At 71.4% G+C, this 19,803-nt stretch carries 15 protein-coding genes; 4 read left to right on the plus strand and 11 right to left on the minus strand.

Features of this window, described 5'->3' with window-relative positions; all coding sequences use genetic code 11:
* Positions 1 to 23 precede the first annotated feature (23 nt).
* The 7 genes from ABTX78_RS00480 to ABTX78_RS00510 form a co-directional block, all read right to left on the minus strand.
* Positions 24 to 2,942 (minus strand): ATP-binding protein, encoded by a 2,919-nt coding sequence (locus tag ABTX78_RS00480; protein WP_352204589.1) that lies wholly within the window; start codon positions 2,940 to 2,942, stop codon positions 24 to 26.
* Between the two features lie 251 nt (positions 2,943 to 3,193).
* Positions 3,194 to 3,538 carry a hypothetical protein gene (locus ABTX78_RS00485; RefSeq protein ID WP_352204590.1) on the minus strand — a complete coding sequence of 115 codons (345 nt, stop codon included), beginning with the start codon at positions 3,536 to 3,538 and terminating at the stop codon, positions 3,194 to 3,196.
* Between the two features lie 459 nt (positions 3,539 to 3,997).
* Positions 3,998 to 4,213 (minus strand): DUF397 domain-containing protein, encoded by a 216-nt coding sequence (locus ABTX78_RS00490; RefSeq protein WP_383240041.1) that lies wholly within the window; start codon positions 4,211 to 4,213, stop codon positions 3,998 to 4,000.
* 132 nt (positions 4,214 to 4,345) lie between these two features.
* Positions 4,346 to 5,527: a thiolase family protein gene (locus tag ABTX78_RS00495; RefSeq protein WP_352204591.1), complete on the minus strand. Its 1,182-nt coding sequence runs from the start codon at positions 5,525 to 5,527 to the stop codon at positions 4,346 to 4,348.
* Entirely contained in the window at positions 5,520 to 6,572 is a 1,053-nt protein-coding gene (locus ABTX78_RS00500) for a thiolase family protein (RefSeq protein ID WP_352204592.1), read from the minus strand. The genes ABTX78_RS00495 and ABTX78_RS00500 overlap by 8 nt, the downstream gene beginning before the upstream one ends.
* A complete protein-coding gene (locus ABTX78_RS00505; RefSeq protein WP_352204593.1) occupies positions 6,569 to 7,513 on the minus strand; it encodes a Zn-ribbon domain-containing OB-fold protein in 945 nt (314 codons plus the stop codon). The genes ABTX78_RS00500 and ABTX78_RS00505 overlap by 4 nt, the downstream gene beginning before the upstream one ends.
* A gap of 17 nt (positions 7,514 to 7,530) precedes the next feature.
* The gene (locus ABTX78_RS00510; protein WP_352204594.1) at positions 7,531 to 8,340 is read right to left on the minus strand and encodes a crotonase/enoyl-CoA hydratase family protein; all 810 of its coding nucleotides are present in this window, start codon (positions 8,338 to 8,340) and stop codon (positions 7,531 to 7,533) included.
* Between the two features lie 176 nt (positions 8,341 to 8,516).
* On the opposite strand from ABTX78_RS00510, the gene ABTX78_RS00515 reads away from it, so the two are divergent.
* On the plus strand, positions 8,517 to 10,139 hold the full coding sequence (locus tag ABTX78_RS00515) for an acyl-CoA synthetase (protein ID WP_352204595.1): 1,623 nt from the start codon (positions 8,517 to 8,519) through the stop codon (positions 10,137 to 10,139).
* A 36-nt stretch (positions 10,140 to 10,175) separates the two neighbouring features.
* On the opposite strand, the gene ABTX78_RS00520 is transcribed toward ABTX78_RS00515, so the two are convergent.
* Together ABTX78_RS00520 and ABTX78_RS00525 are read right to left on the minus strand one after the other, a co-directional pair.
* A complete protein-coding gene (locus ABTX78_RS00520; protein ID WP_352204596.1) occupies positions 10,176 to 11,057 on the minus strand; it encodes a DUF72 domain-containing protein in 882 nt (293 codons plus the stop codon).
* Between the two features lie 440 nt (positions 11,058 to 11,497).
* Positions 11,498 to 12,028 (minus strand): VOC family protein, encoded by a 531-nt coding sequence (locus ABTX78_RS00525; protein ID WP_352204597.1) that lies wholly within the window; start codon positions 12,026 to 12,028, stop codon positions 11,498 to 11,500.
* Positions 12,029 to 12,282: 254 nt separating this feature from the next.
* Between ABTX78_RS00525 and paaK the strand changes: the two genes are divergently transcribed.
* Positions 12,283 to 13,563: a phenylacetate--CoA ligase PaaK gene (gene paaK, locus ABTX78_RS00530; RefSeq protein ID WP_352204598.1), complete on the plus strand. Its 1,281-nt coding sequence runs from the start codon at positions 12,283 to 12,285 to the stop codon at positions 13,561 to 13,563.
* Positions 13,564 to 13,626: 63 nt separating this feature from the next.
* Positions 13,627 to 14,421, plus strand: a complete 795-nt coding sequence (locus ABTX78_RS00535; protein WP_352204599.1) for a PIG-L deacetylase family protein — start codon at positions 13,627 to 13,629, stop codon at positions 14,419 to 14,421.
* A 79-nt stretch (positions 14,422 to 14,500) separates the two neighbouring features.
* Here ABTX78_RS00535 and ABTX78_RS00540 read toward each other — a convergent pair whose 3' ends face one another.
* Positions 14,501 to 16,000 (minus strand): fatty acyl-CoA synthetase, encoded by a 1,500-nt coding sequence (locus tag ABTX78_RS00540; RefSeq protein ID WP_352204600.1) that lies wholly within the window; start codon positions 15,998 to 16,000, stop codon positions 14,501 to 14,503.
* A 126-nt stretch (positions 16,001 to 16,126) separates the two neighbouring features.
* On the opposite strand from ABTX78_RS00540, the gene ABTX78_RS00545 reads away from it, so the two are divergent.
* Complete coding sequence (locus tag ABTX78_RS00545; protein WP_352204601.1) at positions 16,127 to 18,508, plus strand: penicillin acylase family protein; 2,382 nt, start codon at positions 16,127 to 16,129, stop codon at positions 18,506 to 18,508.
* 19 nt (positions 18,509 to 18,527) lie between these two features.
* Here ABTX78_RS00545 and ABTX78_RS00550 read toward each other — a convergent pair whose 3' ends face one another.
* Positions 18,528 to 19,628, minus strand: coding sequence for a calcium:cation antiporter (locus ABTX78_RS00550; RefSeq protein WP_352204602.1), 1,101 nt, complete (start codon positions 19,626 to 19,628; stop codon positions 18,528 to 18,530).
* Positions 19,629 to 19,803 lie beyond the last annotated feature (175 nt).

Genomic DNA, 19,803 nt, shown 5'->3' on the forward strand with positions numbered 1-19,803 from the left:
GGTGCCTTCGGGCTACTGTTCGGTCACCTTCCGCGCCCGCCGACCGTCGCCTCCTCGGTGTCCTCGCCGAGTGCCGCGGCGAGTCCCGCCTCGTCGGTCCCGACCTTGCGGTAGACGGCCGAGAGCAGCTTGATCACGGCGGTTTCGTCGAGGTGCAGGGCGGCGGCCACAGCCGCCGCGTCGGCACCCTTCACGGTCAGCAGGGCCGCGGTCCGCTCCCGGGTGGTGAGGGCGTCCGTCTCCAGGGCGCGCAGCCGCCGGGGGCGCAGCCCCGCGGCGGAGAGCTCGTCGCGTGCGGTGTCGGCGAGCCCGTCTGCGTCGCACTGACCGGCGGCCTCCAGCCCTCGGTAGAGATGCTCCGCGGCCTCCTTGGGGTGGCCGGTGCGACGCAGATGTGCGCCGAGGCCGACGAGGGCACGGGCCAGTTCGTACGCGGCCGGTGAGCGTTCGAGGCAGGTGACGGCTTCCCGCAACAAGGCGGTGCGCTCGCTGCCGTCGGACACCTCGGCGGCGACGCGCAGTGCCTGGCCGATACCGGAGGCGGTGGCGTACCGGCGGGCGCGCTGGACGGCGTCGAGGGCGATGGTCCGTGCTCTCTCGGGTGCGTCGTGGGCCTCGGCGAGGGCGAGATGGAGCTGCCAGGGGCACCACGCGGGGTTGCGCATACCGCGCGGGTCGAGCCGGCGACCCACGGCGGCGAGCTCGACCGCCGCCTCCTTGGTGCGGCCCCGGGCGAGCAGCAGTTCGCCGTACACGGACTGCGAGTCGGGAAAAGTGACGGCCGCGGGAAAGGGCTCGCCGAAGCCGTGGTCCTGCGCGACGGTGATCGCTTCGTCGGTGCGGCCGCGGGCCAGCAGTACCTCGATGAGGGTGCCGACGGCGTACCACGCGGCCGGGCTGCGGGGGCCGACGCGCTCGGCGAGACGCAGTCCGTCCCGGACGACGTCCTCCGCCTCCGCGAGCCGCCCGCGCCGGTAGCGGATGTACGCCAGCAGGGTGTAGGCGAAGGAGAGGTGGGCGCCGCGCCAGCCCTGGCGTTCGAACTCCGCGGTACCTGCCGCGAACAGCTCCTCGGCACGCCCGGGCCGGTCGGCGTAGAGGAACGCGAGGGCGACGAGCACCGGGACTTCGAAGCCGCGGTCCTCGACGGCCCAGCTCAGGCCGCCCTTCAGGGCGCGTTCGGCGTGGTGGAGCGCGACGGAGGCGGGTTCGGCGCGCAGTGTGGCGTCCCAGGCGCGCAGCCCGATGATGTACCGCTCGGTGAGATCGGTGCCGGAGAGGCGGTCGGCGAGGCGGGCCAGTCGCCGGGAGCGGGCCGGAGAGTCGGGTTCGTCCGCGCGGAACGCGTCCCACATGAATTTCTCGGACTGCATCCGCAGCCGGGTGCGCGGGTCGGTCGAGCGCCTGGTCTCGCGGGCGAGGGTGTCGCAGGCTTCACCGAGGCGGTCGGAGTGGGCGAGGACCTGGGAGAGGCGGTAGACGACGGCCTGGCGCAGGGCGGGGTCCGTGATGGGTTCTTCGAGTGCGGCCCGCAGATGGTTGACGGTGGTGGCGGGTTCCGTGAGCAGGGAGGCGCAGCCCAGTTCGTACAGGACGGCGGCCCGGTCGTCGAAGGCGGGTGGCTCGCGCAGTGCGCGGGCGAGGAAGCGGCGGGCGGCGTCCGGGGCTCCGGCGCGCAGTGTCTCTCCCGCTGCCCGGCGCAGCTGCTGGACGACCCAGGGATCGCCGTCGGGATGAGCCTCCATCAGGTGGCGGGCGGCGGCGGTCGAGCCGAGTCCGGCGTCGACGACCGCCCAAGCCGCCAGGCCGTGCAGCGCGACCCGCACGGCGTCGGGAATGGCTCGGTACACGGCGGTGGCGATCAGCGGGTGGACGAATTCGAGGGTGTCCGAACCGGTGAGGATACGGGCGTCGCGCAGCCGGTCCGCGGCGTCGGCCGCGGCCTCACTGCCGAGGCCTGCGACGGCCGCGGCGAGCGACGGCTGGATCTCGGTGCCGAGGACGGCCCCGGCCCAGGCGAAGCGGACGGTGGAGGTGCCGAGCCGTTCCAGCCGCGAGACGAGGCCGCTTCCCTTGACCGCGGCGGCGAGGTCGCGCAGCAGGTGGGCACCGGCTTCGACGGGTTCGATGCCGCGGTCACCGACCTTGGCGGTGAGTTCGACGGCCTCGAAGGGGTTGCCGGCGGTGACGGCCCAGCATTCTCGGCAGAACGCGTCGTCGGCGTGCGCGCCGAGCCGGTCGCGTACGAGCCGGCCCACGGCGGAGGCGGTCAGCGGTGCGAGGTCGATGGGGCGTTGTCCGGCCCGCTCGGTGATCGCGCGGAATTGCTGTGCGTGGTCCGGGAGTTCGTCGGGGCGGTAGGCGACGACGAGCAGCATCGGCAGTTCTTCGGCGCGGGGTGCGTACGCGGCGAGCCAGCTCAGTGACTCCGGGTCGGCCCAGTGGGCGTCGTCGAGGACGAGGACGAGCGGGGCACGCCGCACGGCGAGATGGGTGAGGACCCAGTCGAGCCCGTCCCGCAGGCCCTGCGGGTCGGGCGGGGCACCCGCGTCCGCGGTGCACAGTCCGAGCGCCGGGCCCACGATGGCGTACCAGCTGCCCAGTTGCATGCGCAGTGCGGCCTCGGATGTGGTGCCTGCCAGCTGGGGCTGGATCAGCTGGCGGGCGACGTGGAAGGCGACCTGCTGCTCCTGCTCGCCGCCGCGCGCGGAGAGAACGGTGCAGCCTTTCGCGGCCGCCCGTCGGCGTACCTCGTTGAGCAGCGTCGTCTTGCCGAGACCGGCGAGGCCGGCGAAGGCGAGCAGCGCGCCGCGCGGCCGCTCGGGCGGGTCGAGGTCGTCCGTGCGGAAGCCGGTGAGTTCGTCGAGAGCCTCGTCGACAGCGGCCAGTTCGGCCTCGCGCTCGAGGAGTCGGCGTCTTGTCCCGCCGGCACGTCGCGTCATCTGTACCCCCACGGCCGGGCGTGCTCCCGGCGCGTGGAAGGGGCCGCCGGACACACGTCCTTGAGGCACCTCAGCGTACGCCCGCGCGCGCTCTCAGGGACCTGTCCTTGCAAAACGCAGGCGCAGGGAGCGGGAGTTGTCGGGACGTGGTGAGTTCTGCGGCCCGGCCCGCCGCACAGGCGTGCGATCACGTGCGGTGGGCCGGGGTCCGCCTGATGGCGTGCGGCCGCAGTTGGCCGCCGGGACGGCCCTCAGGCAGACGTCTGGGTCGGACTCATTCCGGGGCCGGCGGTTCCGTTGATCTTCTCTATCGCCTGCCGTGCGTGTTCGCCGGGTGATCGCCCGGTGAGCGAGGAGACGGACGAGGGCGCGGCCTGCTGGGCTGCCGCGGGCCTGGCATGACTCGCGGTGGTCCGCGACCGGAGACGGTGGCCGACGGCCTCGTCGAGGCTCACGGGGCGCTGCATCTGGGCCGACAGCCGACCCGCTTCCTGACCCAGCGCGGCGACGTCCTCCCATTGCAGACGGACCACCAGGCGCAGTTCGGCCTCCCCGTCAGGGAGGGCTTGGACAGACGGGTTGACGGCGTCGTTCATGGCTGATCCTCACGCTGTTGGAACGGAATCCTCGCGGGACGCTGCGCACCCCGGCGTGCGGGGCATGCAGAGTCATACGGGGGGAGGCCGCGCAGCGTTCACTTCAGGGTGCGGGTCCGCGCGCGTGTACGGGTGGGGCCGTCCGCGGGGTACCGCTCGTGTGAGCGAGCAGCCGACAGTGCGGACGGGCCGTACGGCACGCGAGGCGCGCGCGGCGGCAGGATCAGTCAGCCCCCACCGCAACCCAAGGACCGCAGCCCGAAGAAGACAGGCAGGCGGACGGGTTCCACGACCCGCGCGGGTGACGGGGCCGGCGCCTCCCCCGGCCCCGTCCCGAATCGCCGCGCCCGCCCAGAGGGTCGGCGCGGCATCGCTTGGGTGGCCGCGGCGGTCGGACCACCGAGGCTGCAGCGATCGGGAACGAGGGCGGGCGGGAGTGGAAAGGGACAGCGCGAGCCGTCAGGTGAGGTCGAACTCCCCGCCGCGGGCGTTCAGCACAAAGGCTCGCCACTCCGCCGGTGTGAAGATCAGGGACGGGCTCTCCGGCCGTCCGCCGTTGCGCATCGCGATGAAGCCCTCCACGAAGGCGATCTGGACATCCCCCGTTCCCTGACTGCCGGACTGCCAGTCGGCGTTGGTGAGGTCGAGTTCAGGCTTGTCCCAGCCCGAAAACATCTGCGTGGTGGTCGTGCTCTCGGCCACGTCCGTGCTCCTCCCGCATTGTCTCCGGCCTCAGACTAGCGATCGTCCTCGGTCACCGACAGGCCGCGGAGGAAGGCCGGGAGCCACCGGGGGCGGACGTACCCGTCAGGTGCGGGGCGGCTCCGCGCCGACGAGCCACATCGAGAAGAACTGCGACCCTCCGCCATACGCGTGCCCGAGGGCTCTGCGGGCTCCTTCGACCTGGTGCTCGCCCGCCCGGCCGCGTACCTGAAGTGCGGCCTCGGCGAAGCGGATCATGCCGGAGGCGCCGATGGGGTTGGTCGACAGCACACCGCCCGACGGGTTCACGGGCAGGTCGCCGTCGAGTTCGGTGACGCCGGACTCGGTGAGTTTCCAGCCCTCGCCCTCGGCGGCGAAGCCCAGGTTCTCCAGCCACATCGGTTCGTACCAGGAGAAGGGGACGTACATCTCGACGGCGTCGATCTCCCGGCGCGGGTCGGTGACGCCGGCCTGCCGGTAGACGTCGGCGGCGCAGTCCTTGCCGGCCTGCGGGGAGACGAAGTCCTTGCCGGCGAACATTGTCGGTTCGCTGCGCATGGCGCCGCCGTGCACCCAGGCAGGCGGGTTCGGGGCCCGCGAGGCGCCGACCCGGTCGGTGAGGACCATCGCGCACGCGCCGTCGGACGAGGGGCAGGTCTCGGAGTAGCGGATCGGGTCCCACAGCATCGGGGAGGCCTGGACCTTCTCCAGCGTGATGTCGTGCTCATGGAGATGGGCGTACGGATTCTTCAGCGCGTTGCGGCGGTCCTTGTAGGCGACCAGGGAGCCGACCGTGTCGGGGGCTCCGGTGCGCCGCATGTAGGCGCGTACATGCGGGGCGAAGAAGCCGCCGGCGCCCGCGAGCAGCGGCTGCTGGAAGGGGACCGGCAGGGACAGGCCCCACATGGCGTTCGACTCGGACTGCTTCTCGAAGGCGAGAGTGAGGACCGTGCCGTGCACCCGTGAGGCCACCAGGTTGGAGGCGACGAGGGCGGTGGAGCCGCCGACGGAGCCCGCGGTGTGCACCCGCAGCATCGGTTTGCCGACGGCGCCGAGCGCGTCGGCGAGGTAGAGCTCCGGCATCATGACGCCCTCGAAGAAGTCGGGGGCCTTGCCGATCACGACCGCGTCAATGTCCGCCCAGGTGAGCTCGGCGTCGTCGAGCGCTCTGCGGGCGGCTTCGCGCACCAGGCCGGCGATGGAGACGTCCTGGCGTGCGGCGACGTGTTTGGTCTGGCCGACGCCGACGACGGCGACGGGCTCCTTGCCTCGGGCGGTGTCAGGCACGGTCCTCCCCTTCCAGGACGGCGACCAGGTTCTGCTGGAGGCAGGGGCCGGAGGTGGCATGGGCGAGTGCCCGGTCGGACTCGCCGCGGTGGATACGGGCGGCGGCCTCGCCGATCCGGACGAGGCCGGTGGCCATGACCGGGTTGGCGGCGAGCGCTCCGCCGGACGGGTTGACCCTCACGCTGTCGTCGAGGTCGAGGGCTCGCCGCAGGACGATCTCCTGCGAGCTGAAGGGTGCGTGGAGTTCGGCGGTGTCGACAGGCCGCTCGAAGGCTCCGGCGCGCTGTGCGGCGAGCCGGGTGGAGGGCGAGTCGGTCAGATCGCGTACACCGAGACTGTGGGCCTCGATCCGGTGGTCCATGCCGCGGATCCAGGCGGGCCGTTCGCACAGCTCGCGGGCGCGGTCCCCGGCGGCGAGGATCACGGCGGCGGCGCCGTCCCCGACCGGGGGACAGTCCCCGGCCCGCAACGGCTGGACGATGTACTCGCCCTGCGGGACCGATCCGGTGAGCTGGGCGTGCGGGTTGGTCCGGGCGTCGTCGCGGCTGCGGGCGGCGACGGCGGCCAGCTCCGGCTCGTCCGCACCCCCGGCGTCGATCAGCGCCTGCGCCTGAAGTGCGGCGAGCGCCACCGAGTCGGGCCAGAGCGGGGCGAGGTAGTAGGGGTCGAGCTGGCGGGTGAGGACGTCCCGCACCTGGCCGGGGGACGACTTCCCGTAGGAGTAGACGAGTGCGGTGTCGGCCTCACCGGTGAGGATCTTGACCCAGGCCTCGTACAGCGCCCAGGCGCCGTCCATCTCGACATGGGACTCGGAGATCGGCGGCCAGGCGCCGACGCCGTCGAGGGCCATGGTGAAGGAGAAGGCACGCCCGGCGAGATAGTCCGAGGAACCCGAGCAGGTGAAGCCGATGTCGCCGGTCTTCAGGCCGGTGCGCGCGAGGACCTCGTGGAGGACCGGCATCAGCATCTCGACCTCGGAGAGGTCGTCGCTGCGGCGCCGGTGGTCCGTCTGCGCGAAGGCGACGATCGCCACGTCGTGCGTCACAGCAGCTCCTTGTAGGTGTCGTAGTCGGCGTCGGGTTCGCCGGTGGGGCGGTAGTGATCGGGGTGGCGGCCGCCAGGTTTCCACACGGGCTCCACCCGCAGCCCCATGCGCACCTGGTCGTAGGGCATCCCGGCGATGCGTCCGTGCAGGGCGAGGTCGGCACCGTCGAGGGCGATGTGGGCGTAGACGTACGGGACCTCGATGTCGAGGTTCTTGGCCTTGATGTTGACGATGCAGTAGGTGGTGACCGTGCCCCGGGGACCGACCTCGACGCGGTCCGTGGTGGCGACACCGCAGGTGGGGCAGGCGCCGCGGGGCGGCACATAGACCTTGTGGCAGGAGGGACAGCGCTCGCCGACGGTCCGGTGGTCGGCGAGCGCGGTGATGTGCGCGGTCTGGGCGCGGCCGGGCGAGTAGACGTAGTCGAGCCTTGCGGGTGCCACGATGCCGGTGACGGCGTCGTCGAACCGCCCGGTGTGGTCCGTGCCGTGAGCCTCGGGCTCCCCGTCGTACGGCTCGAAGCAGGCGATGTCGGTGATCGCGCCGGTCCGCTCCCCGGCCCAGCGGATACGCACCCGCATACCGGTGCGGACGGTCTCGGGCCCGGGTGCGTCGAGGGCGTGCAGGAGGGAGGTGTTGGCGCCGTCGAGCCGCACCAGCACCCAGGCGAACGGCTCCGTCAGGGGCTGACCGCGGCGGGGCGCCGGGTTCCAGGCCCAGGTGGTGACGGTCCCGCAGGAGCCGACCTCGACCAGGTCGCGGATCTCCTCGGCGGTGACCGGGTCGTACTCGACGGGCGGCACGAGCACGCGGCCGTCCTGCGTCCGTACGCCGAGGACCGTCCGCTCGCGCAGTCCGGTGAGAAAGGCGCTCTGTACGGGGCCGAGTGAGCGGGTGAAGGGGAACTCGACGACCAGCGGGGCGCTCAGCAGCTCGGGCATCCGGTCTCTCCCTCGGGTCAGGCGCGGCGGTAGACGGGGTCGCGCTTCTCGGCGAACGCGCGGGCGCCTTCCTCGGCATCCTCGGTGTCGAAGATGGGCCAACCGCGCTTGAGTTCCGCGGCGAGCCCTTCGGTCTCGGTCATCTCGGCGGTCTCGTAGACGGATGCCTTCACGGCCTCGACGGCGAGCGGCCCGCAGGCGTTGATCTGCTCGGCGACGGCGAGGGCCTTGTCGAGCGCCGTCCCGTCGGGGACGACGTGGCCGATGAGCCCGATCCCCTGTGCCTCCTCGGCGCTGTAGGGCCGGCCGGTGAGCAGCATCTCCAGGGCGTGGGTGCGCGGGATCTGGCGCTGGAGCCGTACGGTCGAGCCGCCGATGGGGAACAGTCCCCGTTTCACCTCGAACAGCCCGAAGGTGGCGCTGCGGCCCGCGACCCTGATGTCGGTGCCCTGAAGGATCTCGGTGCCGCCGGCCACGCAGGCGCCCTCGACGGCGGCGATCACGGGTTTACGGGGCCGGTGATGGCGGAGCATGGCCTTCCAGTGCAGATCCGGGTCGGCCTTCATCCGGTCGCGGTACTGCTGTCCGTCCATCCCCCGGCCGGCGAGCGCCTTGAGGTCCATTCCGGCGCAGAAGGCTCCCCCGGCGCCGGTGAGCACGACGGAGCGTACGGAGTCGTCCGCATCGGCCTCGGTCCAGCCGTCGTGGAGGCCGACCAGCATCGGCAGCGAGAGAGCGTTCTTCGCCTCGGGCCTGTTCAGGGTGAGCACGAGTGTGGCGCCTTCGCGCCGCACGGTGAGGTGCTCGGTTCCACCTCGACGTTCCATGTGCGGACCTCCCGTCTCGACCTGGAACAGGTTGCAGCAGGCGGAGGCCCAGTTCAATAGTTTTCTGACACTCAGTCAGATTTCTTCTGCGGTGCCCCTTCCCAGTTGTGTCCCCCGGCGCTCTAATGACCGCCGAGCCGGAGTTCACCGGGGACGCGCCGCGGTCAGGAGGAACGGTGGAGTACAACCTTGCCGACCTGTTCGAGTCGGTCGTCGACGTGGTTCCCGACCGCGAGGCGCTTGTCTACATCGACCACCCCGGCACGGGCGCGGAACGCAGGCTCACCTACGCGGAGCTCGACGCGGCGGCCAACCGTGTCGCCCACCATCTGATCGACGCGGGCATCGAACCCGGCGAGCATCTCGGCCTGCACCTCTACAACGGCGTCGAGTATCTGCAGACCGTGCTCGGCTGCCTCAAGGCGAGGGTCGTACCGGTCAACGTCAACTACCGTTACGTGGAAGAGGAACTGGTCTACCTCTACCGCGACGCCGACCTCGCGGCCCTGGTCTTCGACGCGGAGTTCACCCGGCGGGTCGCGACCGCGCTGCCGAAGACGCGGAAGCTGCGGCATCTCGTGCGCGTGGGCACGCCCCCGCAGGACGCACCGCCCCTGGACGCCGTCCCCTTCACCGATGCTGCGGCGGGCGCCTCGCCCGGACGCGGCTTCGGACAGCGTTCCGCCGACGACCAGTTCATCATCTACACCGGCGGCACCACCGGCATGCCCAAAGGGGTGATGTGGCGTCAGGAGGACCTGTTCTTCTCCGGTCTGGGCGGTGGTGCGCCGACCGGCGAGCCGGTCTCCTCGCCCCAAGAGCTCGCCGAGCGGGTGGCCGCGGGCGGTGAGGGGATCACCTTCTTCCCCACACCCCCGCTGATGCACGGCACGTCCACCCTCACCGCGTTCATCGGCTTCAACTTCGGCCAGCGGATCGTGATTCACCGCAAGTACGTACCGGAGGAAGTGCTCCGGACGATCGAGAAGGAGAAGGTCACCAGCGTGTCCCTGGTCGGCGACGCGATGCTGCGTCCGCTGATCGACGCGCTGAACGGGCCACTGAAGGGCACCGACCTGTCCGCGTTGTTCAGCGTCTCCTCGTCCGGCGCGATCATGTCGGAGACGGTGAGGGCGCAGTTCTCCGCGCTCGCACCGAACGTGATGCTGCTGAACAACTTCGGTTCGTCCGAATCCGGGTTCAACGGCACCGCGACGGAGGACTCGGGACCCGAGAAGGGTTTCCGGCTCCGGGTCAACTCCCGTACGCAGGTGGTCGACCCGGCGACGTACGAACCGGTCGCGGCGGGCGAGCCGGGACGGATCGCCCAGCGCGGGCATGTACCCCTCGGCTACTACAACGATCCGAAGAAGACCGCGGAGACCTTCTTCCAGCGCGGCGACGAGCGGTGGGTGCTGCTCGGTGACATGGCGACGGTCGACGAGGAGGGCATCGTCACCGTCCTCGGCCGCGGCTCGCAGTGCATCAACACCGGTGGCGAGAAGGTGTACCCGGAAGAGGTCGAGCAGGCGCTGAAGTCCCACCCCGACGTGTACGACGCGCTGGTGGCCGGGGTGCCGGACGCCACCTGGGGAAGCCATGTGGCCGCGGTGGTGCAGGTGCGCGAGGGGGCGGTGGAGCCCGGTCTGGAGGAGATCCAGTCGCACTGCCGCACCCGGCTGGCCGGGTACAAGATTCCGCGCCAGCTGGTGATCGCGAAGGAGATCCAGCGATCCCCGAGCGGCAAGGCGGACTACCGCTGGGCCCGCACGGTGGCGACGGAGGCCGCCGGGCAGTGAGCGCCCGGGCACGGATGCCTCGCCGGGGCGCTTCCTTCAGGACGCCCCGGCGAGAAGCCGCTTCATGGACTCGGCGGCCCGGACGGCCGCGTCGCCGCAGCAGTTGTTGAACAGGACGTGGAGCTGGTCTGCCCGGTGGGACATGTCCGTCAGCCGCGGCAGCCACTCGGTCAACTCGCCCTCCGTGTAGGTGTGCCGGAACCGGTCCTCCTTGGTGCCCGATCCCCACGCGGCGTTGCGTCCGTGGAAGCGGACCACGGCCGGCCCGGCGGCGGTGACCTCCGTGGCGGGAGGCAGCGACAGCGGCAGATCCGCCGCGACGTCCACGCTCGCCGAGGCGAGGCCGAGGTCCCTCAACAGCGCGGAGGTGGCCGCGCACCGGTCCTCCTGCCACCACGCGGGATGCCGGAACTCCACCGCGACCGGCCACCCCTCGGTCCGCTTGCGACAGCGGTCGAGCACGACCTCCGCCGGGGCGCCGGGCGCGAACCACGGCGGGAACTGGAAGAGCAGCGTCCCGAGACGGTCCGCGTTCCGCAGGGGCAGCACCGCCTCGCTGAACCGCCGCCACACCTCGTCGAGCAGACCCGGGTCGTCGTCGCCCTGCCCCGGCCTCCCCCGCCGGGCGAAGGCATCGCGCATGTCGGGCGGCAGCGCCTTCGAACGCGTCGGATGCCCGGTGAGGAGGGAGAAGGCCTTCACGTCGAACCGGAAGCCCTCGGGCGTACGGTCCACCCACAGCACGCTGTTGCGGACGCTGGGCAGCGCGTAGTAGGTGGAGTCGACCTCGACCACCGGGAACTGCTCCGCGTAGTGGCGCAACCGTCCTTCGGCGTCCCGCCTGCCCGGCGGGTACCAGCCACTGGCGACCAGCGCGCTGTCCGTCCACGAACACGTACCGACGAGGATCTCACCCATGCCAGTCGGCTACCCGCTTCCGGCCGCGCGTCTCCCGCGAGACGGAAAGCGGCTTGAGGAAGGGGCTGTTCGCAGTCCTGGGGTCCGTCGTGGATCAGGCCGGGTCGATGAGGGGGCACCCCCGTAGAGGGAGGGGTCTGGTGCGTGCGATCGCAAGGCGGAGGAAGGAGCCGACGCGGTGGGGGCTCCTCCCGCGCCCGAAGGGCGGTGGGTGGGGGCACCTCCCGTGCCCGAAGGGCTACGGGGACCCGTCCTCGACGACGCAACGGGCCATGCGCAGCCGCCCGGTCTCGGTCAGAGGTGCCTTACGGTGGACCACGAGGGCCTTTCTGGTCGGCGTTGATGTCGCAATCCACACCGAACCCGGCAGGCCCTCACCTGTTCAAGATCCCTCAGCCGAGACCTGGCTCACCCGTCCACAACCTCCCCGGACAGAACACCTAGGCGGGGTCCGCTGTCAGGATCCGCTCACCGTTGAAGACGCCGAGCCGCTCCTGATAGAGCTCCAGGGGAACGCCGTTGGGGTCGCGGAGATAGAGACTGTCCTCGACCCCACGGTCCGGGCCGAGATACTCGACGCCCGCGTCGTCGAGCCGCGTGCGCGCCGCGGCGAACCGTTCCGCGTCCACGGAAAGCGCCAGATGCTGTACGCCGCCGATCGTCTCCTCGATGGGCGGGTGGTCGTGGCCGGGGAAGTCGAAGAACCCCAGCAGATTTCCGTGGCCGAGGTCGAAGAAGAAGTGGGTGGAGCCGCGGTAGTCGCGGTTCTCCACGATCTCGACCAGCGGGAAGCCCAGGAACTCCTGGTAGAAGCGGATGGTCTCCTCGACGTCGCGGCAGATGAAGGCCACGTGGTGGATGCCGCGGACCGCCGTCGGGGGCCGGTCTTCCGGCGCGCGCAGATACCGCTGCTTCAGCAGTTCCCGGCGTGCCTGCACGGCTTCCAGTTCGGCGCCCTCGGGCTGCGGCATCGCGGTCTCCTTCGTCAGGATGCATGCGGGATTCAACTTCCTTCCCGCATCCTCCCCCTTCGGGCGGTGATCACCCCGCAGACACCCCTCCTCTTCGCCCGGTGAGGAGCCGCCGGAGTGCAGGAGGGACCTGCCGGTGCCGTCCGTACGAGCCCGTCCACATGCCTTGACGCCCGGCCGCGGGGCTGAATTACTGATCCCGGTGCACCACGACCGAATGATCGGTCGTCCGATTTGGGACGGGAGAATCCGGCATGACGGACCTGCTGGACGCGGCGGAGCGGCTGAGCCGCGAGGAGCTCGAGGCGCTGCAGCTCGAACGACTGCGTGCGACCCTGCGTCATGCGTACGAGCATGTGGACTTCTACCGCCGCTCCTTCGACAAGGCAGGTCTGACCCCAGAGGACTGCCGCAGCCTCACCGATCTCGGCCGTTTCCCCTTCACCGCCAAGACCGATCTGCGGGACAACTACCCGTTCGGGATGTTCGCGGTGGAGCAGTCCGAGGTTCGGCGCATCCACGCCTCCAGCGGAACCACCGGCCGTCCGACCGTCGTCGGCTACACCGAGCGCGACCTGGACACCTGGGCCGATGTGGTCGCCCGCTCGATCCGCGCGGCCGGCGGCCGACCCGGTCACAAGGTCCATGTGGCGTACGGATACGGCCTGTTCACCGGCGGTCTCGGCGCGCACTACGGAGCCGAGCGCCTCGGCTGCACCGTCATCCCGGCCTCCGGCGGCATGACCGCCCGTCAGGTGCAGCTGATCCAGGACTTCCGCCCCGAGATCATCATGGTGACCCCCTCCTACATGCTCACCCTGCTCGACGAGTTCGAGAAGCAGGGCGTCGATCCGCGGTCGACCTCCCTGAAGGTGGGGATCTTCGGCGCCGAGCCGTGGACCGAGGAGATGCGGCGGGAGATCGAGGAACGCTTCGCCATCGACGCCGTCGACATATACGGGCTCTCGGAGGTCATGGGGCCGGGTGTGGCACAGGAGTGCGTGGAGACCAAGGACGGTCTGCACATCTGGGAGGACCACTTCTATCCGGAGGTCGTCGACCCGTTCACCGGCGAGGTGCTGCCGGACGGGGAGCCGGGGGAACTGGTCTTCACCTCGCTCACCAAGGAGGCCATGCCCCTGATCCGGTACCGGACGCGGGACCTGACCCGGCTCCTGCCGGGAACGGCCAGGGTGTTCCGCCGGATGGAGAAGGTGACCGGCCGCAGCGACGACATGGTGATCCTCCGCGGGGTGAACCTCTTCCCCACCCAGATCGAGGAGATCGTGCTCCGGACCCCCCATGTCGCTCCGCACTTCCAGCTGCGGCTGACCCGCGAGGGGCGTCTGGACGCGCTCACCGTACGGGCGGAGGCCCGCGCCGGTGCGACTCCCGACCAGCGCGCGGAGGCGGGCCGAGTGATCGCCGCGGCCGTGAAGGACGGCATCGGGGTGTCGGTCTCGGTCGACGTCGTGGACCCGGAGACGCTGGAGCGCTCGGTCGGCAAGATCAAGCGCATCGTCGACCTCCGCTGACCACATGGTGCCGGTTGTGTCCCTGCGGCTGCCGCGAGGTCCCCGCACGGCCATCATGAGCGTATGAGCTCCTTCGACGACACAGAGGGCGTCACCGGCGGAACGTCCGCGCCCCTGCCTCCGCTGCCCGAGGACTGGCAGCGGGGCATGGCGGTCGCGGCGCACCCCGACGACATCGAGTACGGGACGGCGTCGGCGGTCGCACGCTGGACCGCGCAGGGCAAGAGCTTCACCTACCTCCTGGCCACGCGCGGGGAGGCCGGCATCGACGGAATGCACCCCGATCAGGCGGGCCTTCTGCGCGAGGCGGAGGAGCGCGCGGGCGCCCACGCCGTCGGCGTGGACGTCGTGGAGTTCCTCGACCACCGCGACGGCGTCGTCGAGTACGGCCCGGCCCTGCGCCGCGACATCGTCCGGGCGATCCGCCGGCACCGGCCGGAGGTCATCGTGTCGGGCGCGTTCACCGTGCGGATGATCGGCGGTCTCACCAACCAGGCCGACCACCGGGTGGTGGGCCTCGCCGCGCTCGACGCGGCGAGGGACGCGGGCAACCGCTGGATCTTCCCCGAACTCGCCGACGAGGGCCTGGAGCCGTGGGGCGGGGTGCGCCTCGTGTGCTTCGCGGGAGCCGCCGAGCCCACGCACGGTGTGGATGTGACGGGTGCTCCGCTGGAACGGGGCATCGCCTCACTCGCCGCCCACGCGGAGTACACCAAGGGCCTGGGCACGAACGGCTTCGAGCCGCGACCGTTCCTGACCTGGGCGGCCAGGACGGCCGGGCCGACACTGGGCGTGGAGGCGGCGCTGCTGCTGGACGTCCACGAACTGATCCCGCAGGGGCCGCCGCCGTGGGCGTGACGGGTGCGCAGCCGTGGGTGCGGCCGGCCCACCGGAGCGGCTGTGACCGGCGCCCCCGCAGCGCAAGCGTGTGGGCCGCCTACTCGGCGAACCGGTCCCGCAGCTCCCGCTTGAGGATCTTTCCGCTTGCGTTGCGCGGGAGTTCCTCCACGAACAGGACCTTCTTCGGGGCCTTGAAATGGGGAAGCTTCTCGCGTGCGTGGTCGATGAGTTCGGCCTCCGTGACCTTCTCACGGGTCACCACCACCGCCGTGACCGCCTCGACCCAGCGGTCGTCCGGCAGGCCGATGACCGCCGTCTCGGCGACGGCCGGGTGGGTGTAGAGCGCGTCCTCGACCTGCCGTGAAGCCACCAGCACTCCCCCGGAGTTGATGACGTCCTTCACCCGGTCCACGACCGTGAAGTAGCCATCGGTGTCGCGTACGGCGAGGTCGCCCGAGCGGAACCAGCCGTCGCGGAAGGCCTCGGCCGTCTCCTCCGGCTTGTCCCAGTAGCCCTCGCACAGCTGCGGCGAGCGGTAGACGACTTCGCCGGCCGTGCCGTCGGGCACGTCCTTGCCGTCCTCATCGACCACTTTCGCGTCCACGAACAGCACGGGGCGGCCGCAGGAGTCCATCCGTCCCTCGTGCTCGGCCGGGCCGAGCACGGTGGCGAGCGGGCCGATCTCGCTCTGGCCGAAACAGTTGAAGAAGCCGAGGCCGGGCAGGCGTTCCCGGAGCCGTTCGAGGACGGGCACCGGCATGATCGAGGCGCCGTAGAACGCCTTGCGCAGCCCGCCGAGGTCGCGGGTGGCGAAGTCCGGGTGGTTCGCCAGCGCGATCCACACGGTCGGCGGGGCGAAGAGGCTGGTCGCGCGTCCGGCCTCCACCAGGTCGAAGATCGCGGTGGCGTCCGGTCCGTCCAGGATGATGTTCTCCGCGCCGACCGCGAGGTACGGCAGCAGGAACACATGCATCTGGGCGGAGTGGTACAGGGGCAGCGAGTGCACCGGCCGGTCGCTCTCGTTGAGGTCCAGGGCCGCGATCGCGCTGACGTACTCGTGGGACAGCGCCCGGTGGGTCATCATCGCGCCCTTGGGCAGCGCGGTGGTGCCGGACGTGTACAGCAGCTGCACCAGGTCCTCCGTCTCCGGCTCCCGCCGGGGCGTGAAGTCACGGGGCGTGGACAGCTCGGCCAGCAGCGAGTCAGCGGCGTCGCGCAGGAACCTGACGATGGGTCCGCCCGGGAGACGGGGCGCCAGGTCGGGGTCGGCCAGCACGAGCGCGCTGCCCGACTGCTCGATGATGTACGCCAGATCGTCGCCGGTGAGGTTCTGATTGACCGGTACGTGCACGAAACCCGCCCGCGAGCAGGCCAGGAAGGCGATGAGGTACGCGTCGGAGTTGTGGCCGTAGGAGGCGACCCGGTCCCCGGGCCGCAGACCGTGGCCGGTCAGGACGGCCGCCGCCGTGGTGACCGCGGCATCCAGTTCCGCGTAGCTCCAGGTCCGGTCCGCGTAGTGCACGGCCGTGCGGTCGGGGGTGCGCCGGGCGCTGCTCCGCAGGACGGAGTCGACGGTGTTGCTGCGTACAGCTGTCATGGCGCGATCCTGTGCGGTGCCCGATGGACGGTCAAGTCCTCGGATACCGAACGGGATGTTGACACCGTGCGCCGCGACTGCATGCATGGACCATCCTGCTTCGAACCGACCTTGTTGGGAGGCACGTTGCTCTTCCGCACCCGCCTGAGACGCCTCGGACTCGCCGGTGTCGCGCTCGTGACCGCGGCGGCCGCGCTGCCGTCGGCGGCCGTCGCCGATTCCGGTGACCGGCACGACCGGCACCCCTTTGGCGGCGGGCTCTCCGCCGTCGTCCGTTACACCGAGCACGGCATTCCGCACATCGTGGCCGAGGACTACGCGAATCTCGGCTTCGGCACCGGCTGGGCGCAGGCCGCCGACCAGGTCTGCGTCCTCGCCGACGGCTTCGTGACGGTACGTGGTGAGCGCTCCCGTCACTTCGGCCCCGACGCGGCCCCGGACGGCTCGCTGTCGTCCGCGACGAAGAACCTCTCCAGCGACCTCTACTTCGCCGGTGTGCGGGACGCCCGCACGGTGGAGAAGCTGCTCGCCACCCCGGCACCCGCCGGCCCCGGCCGCCAGGTCAAGGAGCTGATGCGCGGCTGGGCGGCCGGCTACAACGCCTGGCTGAAGCAGAATCGCGTCACCGACCCGGCCTGCCGCGGCGCCGACTGGGTGCGGCCCGTCAGCACGCTGGACGTGGCCAGACGCGGCTTCGCCGTCTCGGTGCTCGGCGGTCAGGGCCGTGGCGTCGAGGGCATCACCGCGGCCCGGCCGCCCGGCGCCGCGCCGGTCGCCGCCCCCGACGCCGCAGCGACGGCTGAGGCGGCGCGCGACCTTTTCTCCCCCGACAACGCCACCATGGGCTCCAACGCCGTCGCCTTCAGCGGCGCCACGACCGCGAACGGGCGGGGCCTGCTGCTCGGCAACCCGCACTACCCCTGGCAGGGCGGCCGCCGCTTCTGGCAGTCGCAGCAGACCATCCCGGGCGAACTGAACGTCTCCGGCGCGTCCCTGCTCGGCACGGCGGTCGTCAACATCGGCTTCAACGACAAGGTGGCCTGGAGCCACACCGTCGCGACCGGTGTCACGCTCAATCTGCACCAGCTCACCCTGGACCCGGCCGACCCCACCAGGTACCTGGTGGACGGCAGTCCGGAGCGCATGCGGAAGCGGACGGTGACCGTACAGGTCAAGGGCGGGGCGCCGGTGACCCGTACGCAGTGGTGGACCCGGTACGGGCCGGTCGTCACCTCGCTCGGTCCATCCCTGCCGCTGCCGTGGTCGGCGACGACCGCGTACGCGCTGAACGACCCCAACGCCGCGAACCTGCGGGGCTCCGACACCGCGCTCGCGTTCGGCAAGGCCCGCTCGACCGACGACATGGTCCGTGCCCTGCGGCGCACGCAGGGGCTGCCCTGGGTCAACACCATCGCCGCCGACGCCCAGGGACACTCGCTGTTCACCCAGTCGCAGGTGCTGCCCCGGATCACGGACGACCTCGCACAGCGCTGCTCCACCCCGCTGGGCAAGGTCACCTACCCGGCCTCGGGTGTCGCCGTGCTGGACGGTTCACGGGCAAACTGCGCGCTCGGCGCGGACAAGGACGCGGTGCAGCCCGGGATCTTCGGACCGTCGAAGATGCCGACGCTCAGGGACGCTCCGTACGCGGAGAACTCCAACGACAGCGCCTGGCTCGCCAACGCCGACCGTCCGCTGACCGGCTACGAACGGGTCTTCGGGAACCTCGCCACACCGCGCTCGCTGCGCACCCGTGGCGCGATCCAGGACGTGGCGGCGATGGCCGGCCGGCGCGGGCTGACCGTGGCCGACCTCCAGCGGCAGCAGTTCGCCAACCGGGTGCCCGCGGCCGATCTGGCGGCCGCCGACGCGGCGCGGGCCTGCCCTGCCGTACTGCCCGGTGACACCGAGGCGTGCGCGGCGCTCGCGGCATGGGACCGCCGGGCGGATACGGACAGCCGGGGCGCGCTGTTGTTCGACCGCTTCTGGCGTGCGTTCGCCAGGCTGCCGCTCGTCGAGCAGTGGAAGGTGCCGTTCTCCGCGGCCGATCCGGTGAACACGCCGAACACGCTCAACACCGCGTCACCCGGCTTCGCAGAGGCGCTGACGGGCGCCGTCGCCGAACTGCGGGCCGCGGGGATCCCGCTCGACGCCCCGCTCGGCGCGCACCACTTCGTGGTACGCAACGGCAAGCGCGTCCCGGTCCACGGCGGCACGGAGGCTCTGGGCGTGTGGAACAAGGTCGAGCCGCTGTGGAACCCGGCCGGCGGCGGCTACACGGAGGTCTCGACGGGGTCCAGCCACATCCAGGCGGTCGGCTGGAACGGCGGCCGCTGCCCGGTGGCCCGCACCCTGCTGACGTACTCCCAGTCGTCGAATCCGGCCTCGCCGCACTACAGCGACCAGACCCAGCTGTTCTCGGGCGAGCGGTGGGTGACGTCCCGGTTCTGCGAGAAGGACATCCTCCGCTCGCCGCAGCTGAAGATCGTCAAGGTACGGGAGCGCTGACAGGCAAGGGCTGAACGCGTCACGGGCTGAAGGAGAGGAAGACGAACGCGGCGAACAGTGCCAGATGCACGCCGCCCTGGAGCAGAGTGGCTCGTCCGGGCACCACGGTCAGCGCGCTCACCACCGCGGTGAGCACGAGGAGCACCATATGGGTGGCGTCCTCACCGAGGACCAGGGGCCCGGACAGCCAGATCGAAGCGAGCGCGATGGCCGGAATCGTCAGACCGATGCTGGCGATGGCCGATCCGTACGCGAGGTTGAGGCTGGTCTGCAGCCGGTTCCGCCGCGCCGCGCGGACCCCGGCGAGAGTCTCGGGCAGCAGCACCATGAGGGCGATGGCGACACCGACGACGGCCGTGGGGAGCCCGGCCGACTCCACGGCGTCCTCGATGGTCGGCGAGACGAGCTTGGCGTTGCCGACGACGGCGACGAGCGCCACCATCAGCAGGCCCAGACTCGCCGCCGTCTGCCTGTCGGTGGGCGGGGGCGCGTGCTCGTCGGCGGTGTGCTCCTGCCCGTCGCGTTCGACGGGCAGGAAGTAGTCCCGGTGCCGCACGGTCTGTACGGCGACGAAGATGCCGTACAGACAGATCGAGGCGACGGCGGCGAAGGTCAGCTGCGCCCCGGTGAACTCCGGGCCCGGCTGACTCGTGGTGAATGTGGGCAGCACCAGGGTCATGGTCGCGAGGGTGCAGACGGTGGCGAGAGCGCCGCCGGAGCCCTCGGCGTTGAAGACGACGACGCGGTTGCGCAGGGCTCCGACCAGTACACACAGTCCGACGATGCCGTTGCAGGTGATCATGACGGCGGCGAAGACGGTGTCCCTGGCGTACGTCGACACCTTGTCCCCGCCGCCCGCCATGAGGGTGACGATCAGTCCCACCTCGATGACGGTGACGGCCACGGCGAGCACCAGGGAACCGAAGGGTTCGCCGACGCGGTGCGCGACGACCTCGGCGTGGTGCACGGCGGCGAGGACGGCACCCACCAGACAGAGCCCGACGAGGGCTACGACGAACCCGGGCAGCTCACGACCCCAGGCCAGGACGAGCGCGACCACGGCGACGACCGGCACCCAGATGGTCCACTGAGCCGCGAGCGGTGCGGTGCCGGTCTTCATGACCGCCACGCTGCCAGGGCCACGGGCGGCACGCGCGAGGTGCTCCGCCAACGGGGTCCCGGCGCGCCTCCCGGGCGAGTTCCTTCTCATGCGACAGCGGGGCCGGTACCGGCTGTTCGACTGGCGCCGGTCGGCTGCCCTCGGGGGAACAGCCGTGGAACCCTCTCGCCGCCCG

Source organism: Streptomyces sp. NPDC096193 (assembly GCF_040302905.1).
Lineage (GTDB): Bacteria > Actinomycetota > Actinomycetes > Streptomycetales > Streptomycetaceae > Streptomyces.